This is a genomic window from Ruegeria sp. A4 (assembly GCF_056543025.1).
Map to the genome: position 1 here is coordinate 16,595 of NZ_JBQGAW010000015.1, position 19,720 is coordinate 36,314.

At 57.8% G+C, this 19,720-nt stretch carries 21 protein-coding genes; 16 read left to right on the plus strand and 5 right to left on the minus strand.

Annotated features, from left to right (window positions below; translation table 11 throughout):
- Positions 1-132 precede the first annotated feature (132 nt).
- The 4 genes from ACR0E2_RS20255 (at position 133) to ACR0E2_RS20270 (ending at position 3,745) form a co-directional block, all read left to right on the plus strand.
- Positions 133-1,152, plus strand: a complete 1,020-nt coding sequence (locus tag ACR0E2_RS20255) for a sugar ABC transporter substrate-binding protein (protein ID WP_171230734.1) — start codon at positions 133-135, stop codon at positions 1,150-1,152.
- A 108-nt stretch (positions 1,153-1,260) separates the two neighbouring features.
- Positions 1,261-2,334 (plus strand): ABC transporter permease, encoded by a 1,074-nt coding sequence (locus ACR0E2_RS20260; protein ID WP_480447697.1) that lies wholly within the window; start codon positions 1,261-1,263, stop codon positions 2,332-2,334.
- The gene (locus tag ACR0E2_RS20265; RefSeq protein WP_171230736.1) at positions 2,334-3,110 is read left to right on the plus strand and encodes an ATP-binding cassette domain-containing protein; all 777 of its coding nucleotides are present in this window, start codon (positions 2,334-2,336) and stop codon (positions 3,108-3,110) included. Before ACR0E2_RS20260 ends, ACR0E2_RS20265 begins: the two co-directional genes overlap by 1 nt.
- Positions 3,107-3,745 carry a nucleoside/nucleotide kinase family protein gene (locus ACR0E2_RS20270; protein WP_480447698.1) on the plus strand — a complete coding sequence of 213 codons (639 nt, stop codon included), beginning with the start codon at positions 3,107-3,109 and terminating at the stop codon, positions 3,743-3,745. The genes ACR0E2_RS20265 and ACR0E2_RS20270 overlap by 4 nt, the downstream gene beginning before the upstream one ends.
- Before the next feature lie 46 nt (positions 3,746-3,791).
- Here ACR0E2_RS20270 and ACR0E2_RS20275 read toward each other — a convergent pair whose 3' ends face one another.
- Positions 3,792-4,508, minus strand: a complete 717-nt coding sequence (locus tag ACR0E2_RS20275) for an aspartate/glutamate racemase family protein (RefSeq protein ID WP_480447699.1) — start codon at positions 4,506-4,508, stop codon at positions 3,792-3,794.
- Positions 4,505-5,209, minus strand: a complete 705-nt coding sequence (locus ACR0E2_RS20280) for a GntR family transcriptional regulator (protein ID WP_480447700.1) — start codon at positions 5,207-5,209, stop codon at positions 4,505-4,507. Before ACR0E2_RS20280 ends, ACR0E2_RS20275 begins: the two co-directional genes overlap by 4 nt.
- A gap of 112 nt (positions 5,210-5,321) precedes the next feature.
- Here ACR0E2_RS20280 and ACR0E2_RS20285 point away from each other — a divergent pair, with 112 nt between their 5' ends.
- Positions 5,322-7,016, plus strand: coding sequence for a thiamine pyrophosphate-binding protein (locus ACR0E2_RS20285; RefSeq protein ID WP_480447701.1), 1,695 nt, complete (start codon positions 5,322-5,324; stop codon positions 7,014-7,016).
- Here ACR0E2_RS20285 and ACR0E2_RS20290 read toward each other — a convergent pair.
- Entirely contained in the window at positions 6,977-7,897 is a 921-nt protein-coding gene (locus ACR0E2_RS20290) for a LysR family transcriptional regulator (RefSeq protein ID WP_480447702.1), read from the minus strand. The genes ACR0E2_RS20285 and ACR0E2_RS20290 overlap by 40 nt on opposite strands.
- Positions 7,898-7,995: 98 nt before the next feature.
- On the opposite strand from ACR0E2_RS20290, the gene ACR0E2_RS20295 reads away from it, so the two are divergent.
- The 11 genes from ACR0E2_RS20295 to ACR0E2_RS20345 all read left to right on the plus strand — a co-directional run bounded on the left by ACR0E2_RS20295 (position 7,996) and on the right by ACR0E2_RS20345 (position 17,980).
- Positions 7,996-9,129 carry an enolase C-terminal domain-like protein gene (locus tag ACR0E2_RS20295; RefSeq protein ID WP_480447703.1) on the plus strand — a complete coding sequence of 378 codons (1,134 nt, stop codon included), beginning with the start codon at positions 7,996-7,998 and terminating at the stop codon, positions 9,127-9,129.
- The gene (locus tag ACR0E2_RS20300; protein WP_480447704.1) at positions 9,126-10,376 is read left to right on the plus strand and encodes an NAD(P)/FAD-dependent oxidoreductase; all 1,251 of its coding nucleotides are present in this window, start codon (positions 9,126-9,128) and stop codon (positions 10,374-10,376) included. The genes ACR0E2_RS20295 and ACR0E2_RS20300 overlap by 4 nt, the downstream gene beginning before the upstream one ends.
- A 52-nt stretch (positions 10,377-10,428) precedes the next feature.
- Complete coding sequence (locus ACR0E2_RS20305; RefSeq protein WP_171230743.1) at positions 10,429-11,406, plus strand: TRAP transporter substrate-binding protein; 978 nt, start codon at positions 10,429-10,431, stop codon at positions 11,404-11,406.
- A 69-nt stretch (positions 11,407-11,475) separates the two neighbouring features.
- Complete coding sequence (locus ACR0E2_RS20310) at positions 11,476-12,009, plus strand: TRAP transporter small permease (protein ID WP_171172704.1); 534 nt, start codon at positions 11,476-11,478, stop codon at positions 12,007-12,009.
- A 4-nt stretch (positions 12,010-12,013) separates the two neighbouring features.
- A complete protein-coding gene (locus ACR0E2_RS20315; RefSeq protein WP_480447705.1) occupies positions 12,014-13,327 on the plus strand; it encodes a TRAP transporter large permease in 1,314 nt (437 codons plus the stop codon).
- Positions 13,328-13,334: 7 nt separating this feature from the next.
- The gene (locus tag ACR0E2_RS20320; protein ID WP_480447706.1) at positions 13,335-14,267 is read left to right on the plus strand and encodes a hypothetical protein; all 933 of its coding nucleotides are present in this window, start codon (positions 13,335-13,337) and stop codon (positions 14,265-14,267) included.
- Positions 14,268-14,454: 187 nt separating this feature from the next.
- Complete coding sequence (locus ACR0E2_RS20325; protein WP_480447707.1) at positions 14,455-14,886, plus strand: DUF2141 domain-containing protein; 432 nt, start codon at positions 14,455-14,457, stop codon at positions 14,884-14,886.
- A gap of 46 nt (positions 14,887-14,932) precedes the next feature.
- Entirely contained in the window at positions 14,933-15,481 is a 549-nt protein-coding gene (locus ACR0E2_RS20330) for a TetR/AcrR family transcriptional regulator (RefSeq protein ID WP_480447708.1), read from the plus strand.
- Complete coding sequence (locus ACR0E2_RS20335) at positions 15,478-15,729, plus strand: hypothetical protein (RefSeq protein ID WP_152460440.1); 252 nt, start codon at positions 15,478-15,480, stop codon at positions 15,727-15,729. The genes ACR0E2_RS20330 and ACR0E2_RS20335 overlap by 4 nt, the downstream gene beginning before the upstream one ends.
- A gap of 32 nt (positions 15,730-15,761) precedes the next feature.
- Positions 15,762-16,907 carry an aromatic ring-hydroxylating oxygenase subunit alpha gene (locus ACR0E2_RS20340; protein ID WP_480447709.1) on the plus strand — a complete coding sequence of 382 codons (1,146 nt, stop codon included), beginning with the start codon at positions 15,762-15,764 and terminating at the stop codon, positions 16,905-16,907.
- Positions 16,904-17,980 (plus strand): 2Fe-2S iron-sulfur cluster-binding protein, encoded by a 1,077-nt coding sequence (locus ACR0E2_RS20345; protein WP_480447710.1) that lies wholly within the window; start codon positions 16,904-16,906, stop codon positions 17,978-17,980. Before ACR0E2_RS20340 ends, ACR0E2_RS20345 begins: the two co-directional genes overlap by 4 nt.
- Before the next feature lie 63 nt (positions 17,981-18,043).
- On the opposite strand, the gene ACR0E2_RS20350 is transcribed toward ACR0E2_RS20345, so the two are convergent.
- A complete protein-coding gene (locus tag ACR0E2_RS20350; protein WP_224859590.1) occupies positions 18,044-18,415 on the minus strand; it encodes a cupin domain-containing protein in 372 nt (123 codons plus the stop codon).
- A 90-nt stretch (positions 18,416-18,505) separates the two neighbouring features.
- Positions 18,506-19,543, minus strand: a complete 1,038-nt coding sequence (locus tag ACR0E2_RS20355; protein ID WP_480447711.1) for a YeiH family protein — start codon at positions 19,541-19,543, stop codon at positions 18,506-18,508.
- Positions 19,544-19,720 lie beyond the last annotated feature (177 nt).

A 19,720-nucleotide genomic window follows, 5' to 3' on the forward strand; every position in this document is an offset into this window, starting at 1 on the left:
GTCAATAATAAATAAGAGTGATTTATTTATTGACTCAAATTTCGAATCTTGTGATTGTTTCTTATGGGATCAGGGATTTTGCCTGATCGCCCTCGTGCCCGTTCGGCACAGGAAAACCTGGGAGGATAATCGATGAAACTTGCAAGACTTGCGGGTGCTGCTGCGCTCGGGGTTACTGCCATGGCTGGCAGTGCAATGGCGGAAGGCGAAACCGTTTGTCTGATTACCAAGACGGACACCAACCCGTTCTTTGTCAAAATGAAGGAAGGTGCGACAGCGAAAGCGGAAGAGCTGGGAATGACGCTCAAAGCCTTTGCGGGCAAAGTTGACGGTGACCATGAAACGCAGGTGCAAGCCATTGAGACCTGCATTCTGGACGGCGCCAAAGGCATTCTGCTGACGGCCTCGGACACATCATCCATCGTTCCGGCCGTGAAGCAGGCGCGGGATGCAGGGGTTCTGGTTATCGCTCTGGATACGCCGCTGGAACCCATTGACTCGGCTGACGCAACGTTTGCCACGGACAATTTCCTTGCCGGGCTGCTGATTGGACAATGGGCCAAAGCCACGCTGGGCGACGCAGCCAACGACGCGAAAATTGCGACATTGGACCTTGCCGTCAGCCAGCCGACAGTGGACGTGCTGCGCAATCAGGGCTTCCTGCAAGGCTTTGGTGTCGATCTGGCGGACCCGAACGTAATCGGTGATGAAGATGACCCCCGTCTTGTCGGAAGTGATGTCACTGCCGGCAACGAAGAAGGTGGTCGCCGCGCGATGGAAAACCTTCTGGCCAAGGATCCGACGATCAACGTTGTTCACACCATCAACGAGCCTGCCGCGGCAGGCGCCTACGAGGCGCTGAAAGCCATCGGGCGCGAAAATGACGTGCTCATCGTTTCCGTGGACGGAGGCTGCCCGGGTGTCCAAAACGTTGCCGATGGTGTTATCGGCGCGACGTCGCAGCAATACCCGCTGTTGATGGCATCGCTGGGTGTTGAAGCCGTCAAGAAATGGGCGGACGAAGGCGTGAAGCCTGAAAACACGCCTGGCAAGGATTTCTTTGACACCGGCGTAGCGCTTGTAACGGACAAGCCTGCCGAAGGCGTCGAGTCGATCTCGGTCAAAGAAGGCATGGACCTCTGCTGGGGTTAACCTGACCACCCGGAGGGCCGCAGAGGGCGGCCTTCCGCATTTCAAACCACCCATTCGCCCGAAAACTTGCTAAAGTCGTCAGTAACCTGACGCTTTGGGGGAACCTTTATGTCCGATACTTCACGACGATCAGACGACTTCGAAGCCGCTGCAAAAGGCAGCCCGGAACAGATTGCCGAATTTGACGATCACCACCGCGGGTTTGTCGGAACGGTTCAGCATTTTCTGCATGTGAACCCCTCTTTGGTGCCGCTGATCGTTCTTGTGGCTGCCATCGTCATTTTCGGGGCTTTGCTGGGCTCCAAGTTCTTCTCGCCATTCGCGCTGACCCTGATCCTGCAACAGGTTCAGATCGTCGGGATCGTGGCGGCGGCGCAAAGCCTCGTCATCCTGACCGCCGGTATCGATCTGAGCGTCGGAGCAATCATGGTGATGTCGTCGGTTGTCATGGGACAGTTCACCTTCCGACATGGGCTGCCGCCAACGGTCGCGATTGTTTGCGGCCTTTTCGTTGGCACCGCAATCGGTGCGGTGAACGGGTATCTGGTCAGCCGCATCAAACTGCCGCCGTTCATCGTGACGCTTGGCATGTGGCAAATCGTTCTTGCGGCGAACTTCCTGTATTCTCAGAACGAAACAATCCGGTCGCAGGAGATCGAAGAAAACGCCGCGATTCTGCAACTTTTCGGGGCCAAGTTCAACGTGGGCGGGGCGGTATTCACCGTCGGCGTGATCTTCATGCTGGTGCTGATCCTCGGGCTTTCCTACGCCCTTCGTCACACCGCATGGGGAAGGCATGTTTACGCGGTCGGTGATGATCCGGAAGCCGCCGAGTTGTCCGGTGTCAATGTGCATCGCACGCTGATGTCGGTTTACATGCTGTCCGGGCTGATCTGCGCCTTCGCGGGATGGGCTCTGATTGGTCGGATCGGGTCCGTGTCTCCGACGTCTGGCCAGTTGGCCAATATTGAAAGCATAACAGCGGTCGTGATCGGGGGCATATCCCTGTTCGGTGGCCGCGGGTCCATTCTCGGATCATTGTTCGGAGCGTTGATCGTCGGGGTCTTCACGCTTGGGCTTCGGTTGCTGGGCGCTGATGCGCAATGGACGTTCCTGTTGATCGGCATCCTTATCATCGCAGCGGTCGCGGTCGACCAGTGGATCAGAAAGGTGGCAGCCTGATGGAACCTATTCTCAAAGGAAGGAACCTTGTGAAGCGCTACGGCAAGGTGACGGCGCTGGACCAGTGCGATTTCGATTTGATGCCGGGCGAGATTCTGGCCGTGATCGGCGACAACGGTGCGGGCAAGTCAACACTGATCAAGGCGATTTCAGGCGCAGTGGTGCCGGATGAAGGTGATGTTTGGCTGGAAGGCCGGAAAGTGAATTTCCACTCGCCGATAGACGCGCGTGAAGCCGGTATTGAAACGGTTTACCAGACACTTGCAATGTCCCCTGCCCTGTCGATTGCGGACAACATGTTCATGGGGCGCGAGATTCGGCGCAAAGGGCCATTGGGATCTTGGTTTCGAATGCTCGATCGTCCGGCGATGGAGAAATTCGCCCGCGACAAGCTGAGCGAACTGGGCCTGATGACGATCCAGAACATCAATCAAGCCGTCGAAACACTGTCCGGGGGTCAGCGTCAGGGTGTAGCGGTGGCACGTGCCGCGGCATTCGGATCAAAAGTCATCATCCTGGACGAACCAACCGCCGCATTGGGCGTGAAGGAAAGCCGGCGCGTTCTTGAACTGATCCTGGACGTGAAATCTCGCGGCATTCCGATCATCCTGATCAGCCACAATATGCCACATGTTTTCGAGGTCGCCGATCGAATTCACGTGCATCGACTGGGCAAACGCCTCTGCGTCGTTGATCCCAAGGATTACACGATGTCCGACGCGGTGGCGTTCATGACCGGCGCCAAGGAACCGCCCGCCGAGGACCAGGCCGCGTGACGGGTAAACTTGCCACCCCCGAGGCGCTTGCAACCAAAATCGCGGATGCCGTCCAGGCCTTGCCGCCGCTGCAAGACCGGCATCTTGTCGCGATTGCCGGGCCGCCGGGATCGGGAAAAACGACCGCAGCGGGCCTTGCAACCAAAGAGCTCAATCTGCGCGGCATCGCGACCGGCCTGGTTTTCATGGACGGCTTCCACTATGACAACGTGATCTTGAAGGATCGCGGCCTGCTGAACCGCAAGGGATCCCCCGAAACCTTTGACCGTGCCGGCTTTCATGCGCTGCTTGGTCGATTGCGTGCGGAAGAAGAAGTCGCAATACCCGAGTTTGACCGAAATCTCGATCTGGCCATTGCCGCGCGGTCCATGATCACGGCGGATCAGCGCGTTGTTCTGGTTGAGGGCAATTACCTTCTCTTGAATGAACCGGGTTGGTCGGACCTTCACCAACTGTGGGCATTCAAGGTCTTTCTGGACACCGATTTGAAAACACTCCAAACCCGCCTGACCAACAGATGGATCGGCCATGGTCTGGACGCCATTGCCGCCAAGGACCGTGCGCAGTCGAACGATCTGCCGAATGCACAGCGTGTGATCCGAAATTCGATACCCGGTGATCTGACACTGGCATGAGTTTTGCTTGCGGCCAACACAATCCGTCTTGATGAAAGGCCAGAGATCAGTTCCGGTACACCGGCGGAACAAGACCGGCCTGGAACCAGGTCACGAAGGACACGATCGAGAACACCGGCAGCCCGGTCGCCTGTTGAATATCCGGCGCATAGGGGCACATATTCGTGCACTCCAGAACGATTGCCCCAAGATCGGGGTGGTCCGAGGCCAATGCGATTGCGGCCTCGACATTGTCTTCCCGGGCCTTCTGAACATTCAGATGCGGTTCATTGCCAAGAATTGCGCGGGTGAATTCCCGCCCACCCTCGGTTGTGCCGATTGGCGTGTCCAAGGGGACATTGGCAGCCAGAAGATGGTCATTGGTCAAAGTGGAGGCCGAAATGGTCAGAATGCCCGCGCGCTTTCCCTTGGGAAGGATGCGATTCACCATTTCGACCTGCATCAAGGACGAGGTGACGACGGGAACCGGAACGGCCTCGGCCAGCTCCTTCTGGAACAGGGACAGGAACCCGCAATTGGTTGTTATTCCGTCCGCGCCGTCTTTGACCAGCTCTTGCGCAGCGTCGATGAAGACCTCGAGCATACCTTCGGCCCGATGCCGGACCACCCGATCAGGCGAGGCATCCCGAACGATGCGGTACAGCACCGGAAACGGCCATGTCCGTGCATTGCCCATGTCACCGGGAATTCTTGGGAATTGCGCGTCCAGCATAAGGATTCCCACCGATGCACCATAAATGGATTTGCCGCCCTGCGCGATCATCCCTGTGCCTCTTCGATAATGCGGGTCGAGATGTCTTCGGCCCCTTCCATGTAGATGCTGGTAATCCCGTGACGCACAGCGTCCTGAACCTGATCCATTCGTTTTGTGATATGAGCCGCCAGAACCCGGGCCGCCTCGTCCGCGTCCCGATCCAGCAGGGCCTGCATGACGTGTTTATGTTCGTCCTTGGACTTCTGCACCCGGTCCATGCTCATGGAAATCCAGCGGATATAGCGGATACGCTCGTTGATCCGCGTCAGAGTTTGCAACAACTCCATGTTCCCTGACAGCTTTGCGATCCCCAGATGGAACGATTCGTCCCGGGCCACAGCCTCTTCGATCGTCAGACCGGTGATGTCGATGCCCGTTTCGTAAAGTTCATCACGCAGCTTTTGCAGGTCTTCATCGGCCGCCCTGGCGCAGGCGGATCGGGCCGCCGCGGATTCGATGATCTGGCGCAGCTCGAAAAGGTCGAACACGCTTTGCGCATCCAAAGGACGGCAAAAAAACCCTTGCCCCGGGCGGAAATCGAACAGCCGTTCGGCAACCAGACGGTTCAACGCTTCTCGCAACGGCGTGCGGCTGACGCCTAGATCCCTGGACAGCGCGACCTCGTTCAGGCGGTCACCGGGGCGCAGGCGGAAGGAGACCGCCATCGCTTTGACCTGATCATAAATATCATCGACGCGTGGACCCGCCATAAACAATGCCCTTCTTCCGTTGATCCACAGGTGCCACACTCAATTCTTGAAATCAATATGCAAACTTGTATACAGCTATGTGTACAATTTCAACGCAAAGGAATCGCGAACCATGACAGGGACGAACTACCTGACCGGAGCCGAGGCGATGGTGCGTATGCTCGAGGCGCATGGCGTGACGCATATGTTCGGCCTGTGCGGCGATACCACCTTGCCGTTCTATGACGCACTCGCCCGAATGGATCACGGCATTCAGCACATTCTGACCCGCGACGAACGGCACGCCGCCTACATGGCGGATGGCTATGCACGCGTGACAGGCAGGCCCGGCGTTTGCGAAGGCCCTTCCGGCGGTGGCGCGACCTACATTCTGCCGGGTGTGGTCGAGGCCAATGAAAGTTCCGTTCCAATCCTGGCGATCACCTCTGATGTGGCGACGACCAGCCGCGGGAAATACCCTTTGACAGAACTGGATCAGCCAGCGTTGTTCCGCCCGCTGACGAAGTGGAACGCGTCTCTGGATGATGCCGCCCGGCTTCCGGCCATGGTTCGTGCGGCGTTCAGGGCGATGACAACGGGAACACCCGGCGCGACCCATCTGGCACTGCCGTTTGATACGCAGAAGGCACAGGTGGACGAAGCGGAAATCTGGGCCGACGACCGGCATCGCAACTTTCCCGCCGAACGGGCCGCCCCAGATCCGGATGCCATCGAAGCGGCCGCAGCCATTCTTGCCCGGGCCACATCCGCCGTCGCGGTCTGTGGCGGCGGCCCGGTTCTGTCCGGCGCGACCGATGCGTTGCGCCGCGTCGCTGGTCTGTTGGACATGCCCGTCGCCACAACCGTTTCAGGCCAAGGGTCCATCGCCGAAACTGATCCTCTGGCCCTGGGTGTCGTCGGATCGAACGGCGGCATCCCCGCGACACGCGCCGTGGTGGATCAGGCTGATGTCGTCCTGTTCATCGGGTGCCGCGCCGGTTCGGTCACGACCGAACGGTGGAGAAGCCCCGGGCGCAACGCCACGATCATTCACATCGACAGCGACCCCATGGTGATCGGCGCAAACTATCAGACCGAAGTGGCGATCTGCGCTGACGCCCGCCTCGCGCTGGAGGCATTGGCCCGAGCGCTGGAGGACCGGCAAGACCTGAACGGACAAGACGGAGCAACCAAGGCCCGCGCCGCGTGGCAGGCCAAGGCGGCGGCGTTTGCCCCCTTGGCTGCAAGTCGGGAAACGCCAATACGGCCCGAGGCCGTCATGGCGTCCCTGATGGACATTCTGGACGACGATGCGATTGTGGTCGCTGATCCCGGCACCCCCTGCCCCTATTTCAGCGCGCATTACCGTTGGCGGCAACCCGGGCGGCATTTCATCACAAATCGCGCACATGGCGCACTGGGCTATTCTCTGGGGGCGGCCATGGGTGCACATGTCGGTCGGCCCTCAGTCAAGACCCTGGCTGTCATGGGCGATGGTTCGTTTGGGTTCACCTGCGGCGAATTTGAAACGATGGTCCGACACAAAATGCCGATCACCTCGATCGTTTTCTCGAACTCGGTCTTCGGATGGATCAAGGCGGGTCAGGATGCTGGGTTTGATCAACGCTATTACAACGTTGATTTCAACCGGACCGACCACGCCGCCGTCGCAGCCGCCTTCGGAGTGAAATCATGGACGGTCAAAGACCCCGAGGACTTGCCGAAAGTGCTGAAACAGGCCGTCGAACATGATGGCCCCACATTGGTCGACATCCATTCGCAGCAGCTTCACGAGGCCGCTGCACCTGTGTCGGAATGGGTCGCGTAAGAGGCAATCGACGGGGTCAGCTGGGCCAGGAATTCTTGCGCAATCGTGGACAGGGGGCGCCCCTTTGCGGTGATGATTGCAAGATCCAGCATGACGGATGGCCTGAACGGGCGGGTCTGGTACCCGCTCTCACCATCGAACGTCACGGTAAAGGGATCGATCATCGCAACCCCCATGCCTTGTTTCACAAAACTCAGCAGGTTCTCGGACAGGTGCGTGTGAATCTGTGTCCGCCACGTGCGCCCGGATGCCTGAAAGATGTCACGGGTTCGACGGTGGGTTTGATGTTCCGGACCCATCACGATGAAGGGCTCGTTTTCCAATATTTCCGGTGTCAGAACGTCATATTCCGCCAAGGGGCTGTTTTCTGGAAAAGTCGCAAGCGTTTCGAATTGAAACACCTGATAATTCAGAGTGTCGTGCAGGATCGGCATCTCGACGATGCCGATTTCAAACAGGCCTGAAATCACCCATTCCTGAATCTTGGATGAATACTGCGACTGGAAACTGACGGACAGGTTGGGGCGGCTTTTGGCAAAACGAGCGATCTCGCGCGGCATGAAACCAAATGACAGAAGATGCGGTGCCGCAACCTGCAATTGACCGGGATGTTTGTTTTGCAAATCTGTCACGGCCTGCGCCACGTGATCCAGCCCGCGCACAACCGTGTCGACTTCGCGGAACAGCAGCTCGGCTTCCGGGGTGGGCAGCAAACGGCCCTTGTTGCGCTCGAACAGAGGCAGTCGCGCTTCGCGTTCCAACTGAGCCAACAGATTGCTGATACCAGGCTGGGATATCCCAAGTACCGACGCCGCACCGGTTACGGTTCCGGTTTCCATTATGGCGTGAAACGCTTGAAGCTGGCGAAAGCGTAGGGACATGGATTACCGCATCATTTATTCTGATGAACTGTAGAAGAAATAGTATTTGAAATGATATGCTCGTCAAGGCAGGCTTTCGCTCAACCACAGGGGGCGGAATGAACGATCTGTCACAAAACATCATCGGTTTCGACCTTTGGCACCTGAAGCTTCCGGTCACGTCCCGCCGGGATCACGGTATAGGATCCGTCGAAGGCGCCTGCGAAGTCGTCATACTGCGACTGACATCCGAGGATGGCGCACAGGGATTTGGCGAAGCGTCACCCTGGTCGGTGTTCACCGGCACCCCGGAAGCGACATTCGCGGCACTGGATCGATATATACGCCCTCTTGTTCTTGGCGCCAGCGTGGGCGACCGGTCAGCCATCATGGCGCGCGCGGCCTGTGCAGTGGCGCATTGCACCGAGGCCAAGGCCGCGCTGGAAACCGCGCTGCTGGATCTGGCCGGCCGTATCAGCGACATCCCTGTCTGGTCTTTGCTGGGCGGTCGCTGCCGCAACACCATTCCGCTCAGCTGTTCCATCGCCAACCCGGACTTTTCCCAGGACATAGACCTGCTGGCGCGGTTGCGAGAGGACGGCGTGCGGATTGTCAAACTCAAGACCGGGTTCAAGGATCACGCCTTTGACATCATGCGGTTGGAGTACCTTGCGCAAAACTGCCCTGAGTTCTCGGTCCGCGTGGACTATAATCAGGGGCTGAGCATCGAGGAGGCTCCGACGCGGGTGCGGGACGTGGCCCGGTTCAATCCTGATTTCATCGAACAGCCGGTTCGCGCCCATCACTTCGGCATGATGGCGAAGCTACGGCATATGACCGATGTTCCCCTTCTCGCCGATGAAAGCGTCTTTGGTCCCGAAGATATGGAACGCGCCGCGCGTGAAAGCATTTGCGATGGTGTGTCGGTGAAAATAATGAAGTCTGGCGGCCTGACCCGCGGGCAAACGGTCGCCCGCATCGCGGCCGCGCATGGTCTGACGGCGTATGGCGGTGACATGTTCGAGGCCGGCCTGGCCCATCTTGCCGGCACCCATATGATTGCCGCAACGCCCGAGATCACATTGGGCTGCGAATTCTATCAGGCGTCCTATTTCCTGAAAGAAGACATTCTGGAAGACCCCTTCCGGATCCAGAACGGACAGGTCTGCGTGCCCGAAACCCGCGGGCTTGGCGGCAGGCCCGAGATGGCCAAGCTGAACCATTACGCAGTGGCCAGGGCGGTTTCAGAATGAGTGACAAGAAAACCATAGCCATCATCGGCGCCGGTATCGTCGGCGTGTCGGCCGCGGTCTGGCTGCAACGGGATGGGCACGACGTGATCCTGTTCGACAAGGCCGGACCGGGCGAAGGCACGTCTCATGGCAATGGCGGTGTGCTGGCATCCTGTTCCATCATACCTGTGACGGTTCCCGGATTGCTTGGCAAAGCGCCCAAAATGTTGCTGAGTTCGTCGCAGCCGCTGTTTTTGAAATGGGGGTATCTGCCCAAGCTGCTCCCATGGCTCCGGCAATATCTGAGCCACGCGAACATAGAAGACGTTGAACGGATCGCGGCGGCGCTGACGCCGATCGTCGGCGACAGCCTGAATGATCACAAGGCATTGGCGGCAGGCACGCGTGCTGAAAAGTGGATCGTGCCCAGCGACTATCTGTTTCTCTACGAGAACCGGGCCCATTTCGAACAAGATGCGTTGGGCTGGGGAATAAGGCGGAAGAACGGCTTTGACTGGCAAGAACTGGAGGGCAAGGCGTTTCACGACTATGACCCCGTGTTCAGCCCGGATATCGGTTTCGCTGCCAAGCTGTCAAACCACGGTCATATCACCGATCCGGGGCGGTACGTGAAAGACCTGGCCGCCCATGTCGAGGCCGGCGGCGGCCGGATCATCCGCGCCAATGTCGAGGACGTCACCCGCGAGAACGGCCGTGTTACCGGTGTGCGCGCGGATGGTGAGGCCATCGCTTGCGACACCGCCATTGTCACGGCTGGCGTCTGGTCGGGGCCGCTGGCGAAGCGACTGGGGGTTTCTGTTCCTCTTGAAAGCGAGCGCGGTTATCATCTTGAATTGGTGGCACCTTCTGCCATGCCCCGCAGCCCGGTCATGGTGGCTTCGGGCAAGTTTGTTGCCACGCCCATGGATGGGCGCATACGCTTGGCGGGTATCGTGGAGTTCGGTGGGCTGGACGCACCGCCCTCGCGCGCGCCGTTTGAATTGATGCGAAAGAATGCCCGGGCCGCTTTTCCGGGCATAACATGGAAGGAGGAAGTGGAATGGATGGGGCACAGGCCGGCCCCGGCTGACTCGATCCCGATCATAGGCGACGTGCCCGGAATCAAAGGGGCCTATATGGGCTTTGGGCATCATCACATCGGCCTGACAGGTGGGCCAAAGACCGGGCGGCTTTTGGCGCAGATGATTGCGGGCAGAACCCCGAACACCGACGTAAGCGTTTATGCGCCGTCGCGCTTTGCAACATAAGAACAGACCGATGAAGAACATCGGTATTTCAAAACTCGATAGGGAGAAAACGATGAAAACACTGACAAACCTTCTGGCAGCAACCGCTTTGACTGCTGCCGCGGCAGCACCGGCCTTGGCCGAAAAATGGGACATGCCGATGGCCTATTCGGCGTCGAACTTCCATTCGGCCACCGGTGCGGAATTCGCCAAATGTGTAACGACCGGAACCGGCGGTGAGATCGAAATCGTTACGCATCCATCCGGCTCGCTGTTCAAAGGTGCCGATATCAAACGCGCAATCCAGACCGGGCAAGCCCCGATCGGCGAACGCCTTCTGTCCGGCCACCAGAATGAGAACGCGTTGTTCGGTTTCGATTCGATCCCGTTCCTTGCGACCTCGTTCGACGACAGCGCCAAGCTTTGGGAGGCCGCCAAGCCATCTATCGAAAAAGTATTGGCAGAGCAGAACCTGACGCTGCTTTATGCTGTACCGTGGCCACCGCAGGGGCTGTATTTCAAGAATGAGGTGAACTCGGTCGCCGACATGAAGGGCATCAAGTTCCGTTCGTACAACAACGCGACTTCGCGACTGGCCGAGCTGACGGGCATGTTGCCGGTGACGATCGAAGCGGCGGAAATCAGTCAGGCTTTTGCGACGGGTGTCGCCGAGTCGATGGTGTCTTCGGGATCGACCGGGTATGACCGCAAGGTCTGGGAAAGCCTGAACTATTTCTACGAAGTCGATGCCTGGTTGCCGCGCAACTACGTGATGGTGAATTCGGATGTCTGGTCGGGCGTGTCCGACGCCAACAAGAACGTCATCAAGGCCTGCGCAGGGCTGGCGGAATACGCGGGCAACTGGCGCGCCAAGGAATATACCGGCTTTACTCTGCAAGGTCTGCGTGATGGTGGCATGACCGTCGGTCCGGCATCCGAGCAGATGACGAATGAACTGAAAGAGATTGGTGTGACCATGACCAATGAATGGCTGGAAGCCGCCGGCGACGAAGGCAAAGCCATCGTCGACGCGTTCAACGCCTCTCAGTAACCGTTCGAGGCAGGCGGCGCTGCATTGCGTCGCCTGTTTTCCATCCAATCATAACAAAGCGGGGACGACATGGCGGTATTGCGGGGGCTTCGGTCCGTTCTGGATTTCATCTATCTTGCAGCGGGGGTACTGGCGGCGGTCAGCCTGATTGCCATTCTTTTGCTGATCGTCGTGCAGATGCTGGCCCGCTGGACCGGTGAAGTATTTCCCGGAGCGCCCGACTATGCCGGCTATGCAATGGCGGCGGCATCTTTTCTGGCCTTTGCCAATGCGTTGAACCGGGGCAGCCACATTCGGGTTTCGATCCTTCTGAACGCGGTACCGGACAGCGTGCGGCGTGTCCTTGAAATCTGGTGTTTCACCATCGGCACGGCCGTCATGTGGTATTTCTGCTGGTATGCCTATCGCTTCGTCTATTGGAGCTGGAAGTTCAACGACATCAGCCAGGGTCAGGACAGAACCGCGCTGTGGATTCCGCAATCCGCGATGCTGATCGGAGCCGTGATCCTGGCCATCGCGCTGACGGATCACCTGATCCACGTCCTGTTCAAAGGTGACCATCGCATTGTCCGCGATCTGGCCGACCAGAGCCACGGAGAATAGACGCATGGAAAACCTGTCTGTCATCATCCTTTTCCTTTTTGTTCTGTTCACGTTGCTCGGGACCGGCGTCTGGGTCGGCCTGGCCCTGATGGGGGTCGCCTGGGTCGGGATGGAGCTGTTCACGACACGCCCCGTGGGCGACGTGATGATCACGACGATCTGGTCCGCGTCGTCATCGTGGACCCTGACCGCCTTGCCCATGTTCATCTGGATGGGCGAAATCCTGTACCGCACGCGATTGTCCGAAGACATGTTCAAAGGGCTGTCCCCCTGGATGGCCCCCCTGCCCGGCGGTTTGGTGCATACCAATATCGTGGGCTGTACCGTCTTCGCGGCGGTCTCAGGTTCGTCGGCGGCAACGCTGACCACCGTCGGCAAGATGTCGATCCCCGAACTGCGCAAGCGCAATTACCCCGAACGGATGATCATCGGCACGTTGACCGGCGCGGCCACTCTGGGGCTGATGATCCCGCCGTCTTTGACCTTGATCGTCTACGGGGTGACGATCAATGAATCGATCACCAAGCTGTTCTTTGCCGGCATCCTTCCCGGTTTGGTGCTGGCAGCGATGTTCATGGGTTATGTCGCGATCTATTCCAAGTTGGGCAAAGATTGGACCCCGGATGTCGAGGGCAAGCTGAGCTTTTCCGAGAAAGTCAGAAACTCTCGCTTTTTGTTGCCTGTGATCCTTCTGATCACGGTCGTCATCGGCTCAATGTATCTGGGCTATGCCACTGCGACCGAAGCTGCGGCTTTCGGGGTGATCGGCGGCCTGTTGTTGGCGGCAGGTCAGGGGTCTTTGAACTGGAAGACATTCACCGAAAGCCTGATGGGCGCCACGCGAACCAGCGCGATGATCGCCCTGATCCTTGCTGGCGCGGCGTTTCTGTCGCTGTCCATGGGCTTCACCGGCCTGCCGCGCGGGCTGGCCGATCTGATTGCAGGTTGGGAACTGACCCGTTTCGAACTGCTTATGGTCCTGCTGGTGTTCTACATCATTCTGGGCTGTTTTCTTGACGGGATTTCTTCCGTCGTGCTGACCATGGCCGTGGTGGAACCAATGATCCGCGACGCTGGCATTGACCTGATCTGGTTCGGGATCTTCATCGTGGTCGTTGTTGAAATGGCGCAGATCACACCCCCGATCGGGTTCAACCTGTTCGTGATGCAGGGCATGACCAACCATGAGATGAGCTATATCGCACGCGCTGCGATCCCGATGTTCCTGATCATGGTGCTGATGGTCTTCATCCTCATCTGGTTCCCCGAGCTCGCCACCTGGCTGCCCGAGAATTTGCGTCAGAGCCCGGGCGGGTAAAACGGCCTTGAACCTGCTCCATCTGGCGGCCCGTCACGGGCCCCGTGTTCTGGTCGCCGGATTGGCGGCGGGTCTTCTATTGCCGGGTTTGGCCGAGCCCATGCGAGGCCTGCTGCCGCCCCTGGTCGTGTTGTTGCTGTTCGTCACCGTCCTGAGAATGGACCCCGAAACCATTCTTGGATCGTTGAGCGATCTGCACAAGGTCGCGTTCACCGTCATCGGGTTTCAATTCGTGATGCCGCTGATCATTCTGGCCATTGGATTTGTCGGGGGATGGACCGGAACGCCGGTGCTTCTGTCCCTGCTCATCATGGCGGCTGCGCCCTCGATTTCCGGCAGTCCCAACATGTGTTTGATGATGGGCTACCCACCTGAACACGCGATGCGAATGATGGTGGTTGGGACCGCCCTGCTGCCATTGACAGCGTTTCCGGTGTTCCTGCTCATGCCTGAGCTGGGCGACATTCACTCTGTTCTGCTGGCCGGGTTGCAACTGCTGTTGACGATACTCTGCACAACCGGCGCCGCCATTGTTGTCCGGTGCGTCTGGTTGCGTTCACCATCACGCTCCACATTGGTGAATCTGGAAGGGTTGGGCACAATCACCTTGGCCGTTTTTGTCATCGGCCTGATGCCTTCTGTCAGCACCACAGCGCTGAAAAGCCCGGCCGTCGCGGCCTTCTGGATCGCGCTCGCCTGTCTGGCCAATTTCGGAGCACAATTCATTTCGTTCCGGATTACCCGAGGACGTCTGCCGGCAGCCAGAGCAACCGCTGTCTCTTTGATCGCGGGAAACAGAAACATCGCGATATTCTTCGTTGCTTTGCCGCCCGAGGTCACCGCACCCATCATGGCCTTCATCGGGGCGTATCAAATTCCGATGTACCTGACGCCAATGGTCATGCGTCATCTCTACATGAGGCAAGTATTGCCCGAGTAGCTTTGGAAAGCCGCCTTAGGATATTTTTTTCCCTTTTCTCCGATCCGTGTCGGCGTTGGGCCGATACGTCGTGCTTGGTTCAATGCAAAAAAAACACGCTCAGGGAAATCGGGTGAATAATTGTCACTATTGACAGTTAATTGCACTCTTCCTATTTACTGTCAATGTTGACAGTAAAGGATATATCATGCCGATTAGCAAACTGGTCGTCGCATCTGTGATGACACTAGCTTCAACCCTCGGGGCATCCGCACAAACTCTCACTGCGACGGTGCAGGACGTGCGCAATGCAGATGGTGATTTGATCATTGCCGTGTTCGATGACTCAAAATCTTTTAAGGCCATGGACGTGGCGAACGCGGCGGCCTTGGCTTCCATTCCTGCTGTCAAAGGCCAGGCCTCGGTCACCTTTCACAATCTCCCGCTTGGCACCTATACGATTGCCGCGATTCACGACGAGAACAGCAACAGCAACCTGGATACCGAGAAGGATGTCCCAACCGAAGGGTACGCCTTTGGCGGCATGGATCGGAGCGGTCTACCGCCGGAATTCGCGGATGCCGCTGTCGCCGTCGGCACCGGTGCAACCGCAGACCTGAAGCTGAAATACTGGAAATAACATGATCGGGCGCCCTTCAAATCGTGATGAACGTTATGAACAGATTATGCAGGCCCTGGTCAGATGTGTTGCGAGATATGGCCTTGATGGCGCATCGCTTTCGCAAATAGCCAAGGAGGCGGGCCTGACACGTCCTCTGATCCGGCATCACCTGGGCAATCGGGATGAATTGATTACGACCCTGCAAGACTATGTTCTGAAAAGTTTTTCGGAACAGTCTGACGCACTCGTTGCAGGCTTGCCGGCGTCGAGAAAATCAAGACATCTGATCGATCTTCTGTTCTCGGACATGAACCAGACGTCACCGGATATGGTTCTTGCCTTCGCAGCACTCACCGCGCGGGCGGTCGAGGATGCTTCGCTTCGCCTGGCTTGTCGAGAGGCTCTGCTTGCCTTTGAAACTACGATTGCTGCGATACTGCGCGCGGATTTCCCGAATGTGGATGCCGCAAAGGTCAATACCGCCGCTCATGGCATTGTGGCGCTTTATTTCAACGCGACGTCTTTGGCCCCTCTGGATATGCCGAATGTCTGGAAAACTCAGGCCGAACAGGCCGCGCGTGCGCTGTTCAATGGCCTGGAGCAAGAACCATGACACGCAAGCGACAGCTGAACTACATCACCTTCGCGGCGCTGATGGTGACGACGGTACTTGGCTATCAGACGTTGTGGGGGCTTCTTTTCATGTTCTGGACAATCCCGAATTTCTATTCCGGTCACGCTTTGCTTTTGACCGACGTAACCCGGGATGAGGACCCCATCCTGTTTTGGCTGATCCAACTCGCCTGGGTCGCATTAGGCCTGTCGATGATCGCCATCGACTTTCTCCCCCAAACGTTTTGAAAATTCCTTCACAAGAGGCTCAAATGAAACCCATGCTGCACCTTTTGCCGGTCGAAGCTTACACGAGCCAGGATTGGTTCGACCGGGAAATGCGCGAGATCTTCTCCAAAACCTGGCGCTACGCCGGTTTTATGGAGGATGTCAGTGAACCCGGCCAGTTCATCGCCGTGCAGGCCGGACTCAACAACATATTCGTGATTATGGGGCGCGACCGTCGCCTACGCGCCTTCCATAACATCTGCCGCCATCGCGGTACCCAATTGATCCGCGCGGTTGGCAAAACGCAAAAAGCATTGACCTGTCCTTATCACGATTGGACCTACGATTTTGAAGGCAATCTGATTTCGGTGCCGGATGAGCACGAGGAATATGGCAAAGTCGACAAGTCCTGCCTTGGCCTGAAACCCGCCAAGGTCGATATCTGGAAGTCGATGATTTTCGTCCATCCAGACCCCGACGCGCCTTCCATCGCCGAATGGTTCGGCCCCGTCGAACCCCATATCGGCCCGCACGTCCCGGAGGAGCTGATCGAGTACGAAGACCTGAACACCAGCTATGAGATAAAGGCCAACTGGAAGGTTGTCGTCGAAAATTACATCGACGTTTACCACCTGAGCCATCTGCATTCGAATACGCTGCGGATGTATGACCACAAATCCGCCGAATTCCACTGGGAAGGACCTCATTACATGTTTTGGGAGCCGCCCGTGGCGGAGTTTCTGGAAGATCAGGACAGCAAACTGACCGCCCCGCGCGTCATCCCCAAAGACATGAACGGCGCCTGGGTGCCGATGCTGTTCCCGGGGATTGGTCTGGCCGCTTCGGAAGACGGCTGGAATATCTTCATTGTCGAACCCCTTGGCCCGGAACTGACACGAGTTCACAACCGTGGGCGGGTGTCAAACAGCTCGGAATGGGAATTCACCAAACAGTCGATGAAGTCGTCCTCTTTCTGGGCCGCGTTTGGAATTGCCGGGAAATACGAAGCCAATGACGCGATGGGCGAAGATGACCCGATGGTTGCCGGCGACTTTACCGGCGAAGACATCTACGCGTGCGAGCAGCAGCAGAAGTCCCTGCATTCTCCGTATTTTGAAGCAGGTCCGGCGGCAAAAGGTGAAAGCCCCGTCATCGAGCACCAGAAAGTTGTTCTGCAATGGTTGGGGGAAGAGAAATGAACCCGCGTGATTTTTTCCCATTGCGCGTTTGCGGGACCAGAGTCGAACTGGATGGCGTGGCAAAGACCGTCATGTTCGAGGTCCCTGACCGCCTGATGGACATATTCGCCTGGAGGCCGGGCCAACACGTGTCCGTTCGTTTCAATATTGATGGCGAAGAGCACCGTCGAAGCTATTCGATCTCCAGTTCGCCTTACTCCGGGGATCCGCTTCGCATCACCGTCAAACGGGTCAAGGGTGGCCGTGTCAGCAACTTCATCAACGACACCGTTCAGGAAGGGCAAACCATTGACGTCATGCCGCCATTTGGCAGTTTCTGCCTGGACCCCGACGAAACGGCGCGGCGCACCCATTACTTTTTTGGCGCGGGCTCTGGCATCACTCCGCTCTTTGCAATGCTGAACTCGGTTTTGACAGCCGAGCCCCATTCAGTCGCACATCTGGTGTATGGCAACACAAACGCCAAGAGCATCCTGTTGCAGCACGAACTGAGCGTGCTTCAGCAAGCGCATCCCGAACGTTTTACAATCAACCATGTCTTTTCGAAACCCGGCTGGTGGTCCAGCGCCGAGTACTGGCGGCAAGGTACAATCGACAAGGCCGCCATCGAAGCGTTGATCGCCGAGTATCCACCTTACGCCCAGGACGCGCGGTACTATGTCTGTGGTCCGCGCGATATGAACCAGGCCGTCAAATCGGCCTTGATGTCCATTGATGTTCCCCAGAACCGCATCCACATGGAAAGCTATGGTGCTGCGCCGGATCTTGACACGGGTATTGACGGGGTGGACGCAACCGTTGAACTGACGCTGGAAGGCACCCGACACCTCATTTCGGTCTCGAGGGGACAGACCATTCTTCACGCAGCGCAGTCAGCGGGGCTCAAGCCACCCTATTCCTGCCAATCCGGAGTTTGCGGCGCGTGCCGGGCCAAACTGACCGACGGCACAGTTCATATGCGGGCGCGCATGGCACTGGAAGACAAAGACATCAAAGCCGGAGAAATCCTGACCTGCCAGTCAATACCCACGGCGGAAAAACTGACGATCAGCTTTGACCAAACCCGTCGCTGAAAAGCCAATGACGCGCCTGAGGCATGCCGGTTCACGCCGCCTCAGGTTCAATCACGGATCGGATCATGCGTCCGGCGCGCAATCTCGGATCACGAAGTGCTTGGTCGTTTCTTCCACGACTTCCCAATAGCCGCGAAAGCCGTTGGGGATCAAAAAGCTGGCCCCGGTGCGAAAATCCTGACGGGTCCCGTCTTCGTGGATCAGGGCGCAATGACCTTTGACGATATAGCAATATTCGTCCTTGTCCGTGAACGCGTGCCATTTGCCCGGCGTAGACGTCCAGGTCCCGGCAGACAGTTGCCCATCCGGGCTGGTGAAATGCATTCCAATCTTGTGATGCGGATCACCGGCGACAACGCGATCGGGAAGATCGGCCAAACGCCTTTCGCTGCGCGTTGCCGGCTCATCGAATAGATTGAGTACCTGTGTCGTCATGAGGTCATACCCTCCTGCTGGTCATGTAGTGCGAGATGACGTGATCGGCCGATGGTCGGTCACGTGCTGAACTTGGATTTCCGCCATCCTCTAATGAAACAGGTAGACACCCGCCAAAACCAGAGCAGCGATGAAGATCGTCTCGGCCACGATCAGGACGATGGCCTGCCCACCCACATCCAGAATCCGCTTGAGCGACGTTTTCATGCCCACTGCCGCAATCGACAACAGCAGCGCCCACCGGCTGAGATCGGCCATGGCCGACGAGACCACATCCGGGATCAGGCCCATTGAATTCAGGACGGCAAAGATCAGAAAGCCAACGACAAACATCGGCAAAATAGGCGGGCGCTTGCCGTCTTCCTCGCTGAACTCCGCGTGGCGCCGGACAAGAAACGAGATGACCAGAACCACCGGGGCCAGCATTGCGACACGGATCAGCTTGACCAAAGTCGCGACCTCACCGGTTTGGTCCGAAACCGAGAACCCGGCCCCGACAACCTGCGCGACATCATGGATCGTTCCGCCCAGGAAGACCCCTGAAACCTCGTCGTTGAACTCGAAAGCCTCGGTGAGGATCGGGTAGGCGATCATCGCGATTGTCGACAGAACAGTAACCGACAGTACCGTGAAAACCAGGTTCCGCTCCGAATGCTCGTTTTTGGGCAGAATGGCCGACAAGGCCATCGCGGCCGATGCACCGCAGATCGCAACCGATCCCCCTGTCAGCACCCCAAAGCGCCAACCACGGCCCAGAAGACGCGCGCCAAGAAGCCCGAACAGGATCGTGAGGATCACACTGGCAATCACAACGGCAATCAGATCAGCGCCAAGGCTCATCATCAATTCAACGGAAATACGCGCCCCAAGCAGCGCAACGCCAAAACGCAGAACCGTTCGTGCAGTAAATTCGATACCGGCCTTGCAGTCGCCGGCATCGTCTTCGGCCAGGAAATGGAACGCGATGCCCAGCAACAGGGCCATCAGCATCGCCGGGGCACCATAATGTTCGGACAAAAACTTCGCTGCGACGGCAACAACCACGGAAACAAGGAAACCGTGACCGTTCAAACGAACGAAAGACCGTGCCCGAAGCCACGGCGAGTTGGATGCACTCAACACCTGCATCTTACTTCCTTTGCAATATTTGAGCTGCCTTTGGGGCAAAGCCTGCCCCCACCCGAACCATATTCGGCCCGGGTGAAGCATGATCAGATCACGCTTCCTGAACTTTCATGTCTTCGGCCGAGATTCCTGCGACGGCGACGGGTTTTTTCATTGCGTCGCGGCGGAAGGGTTCGCCGA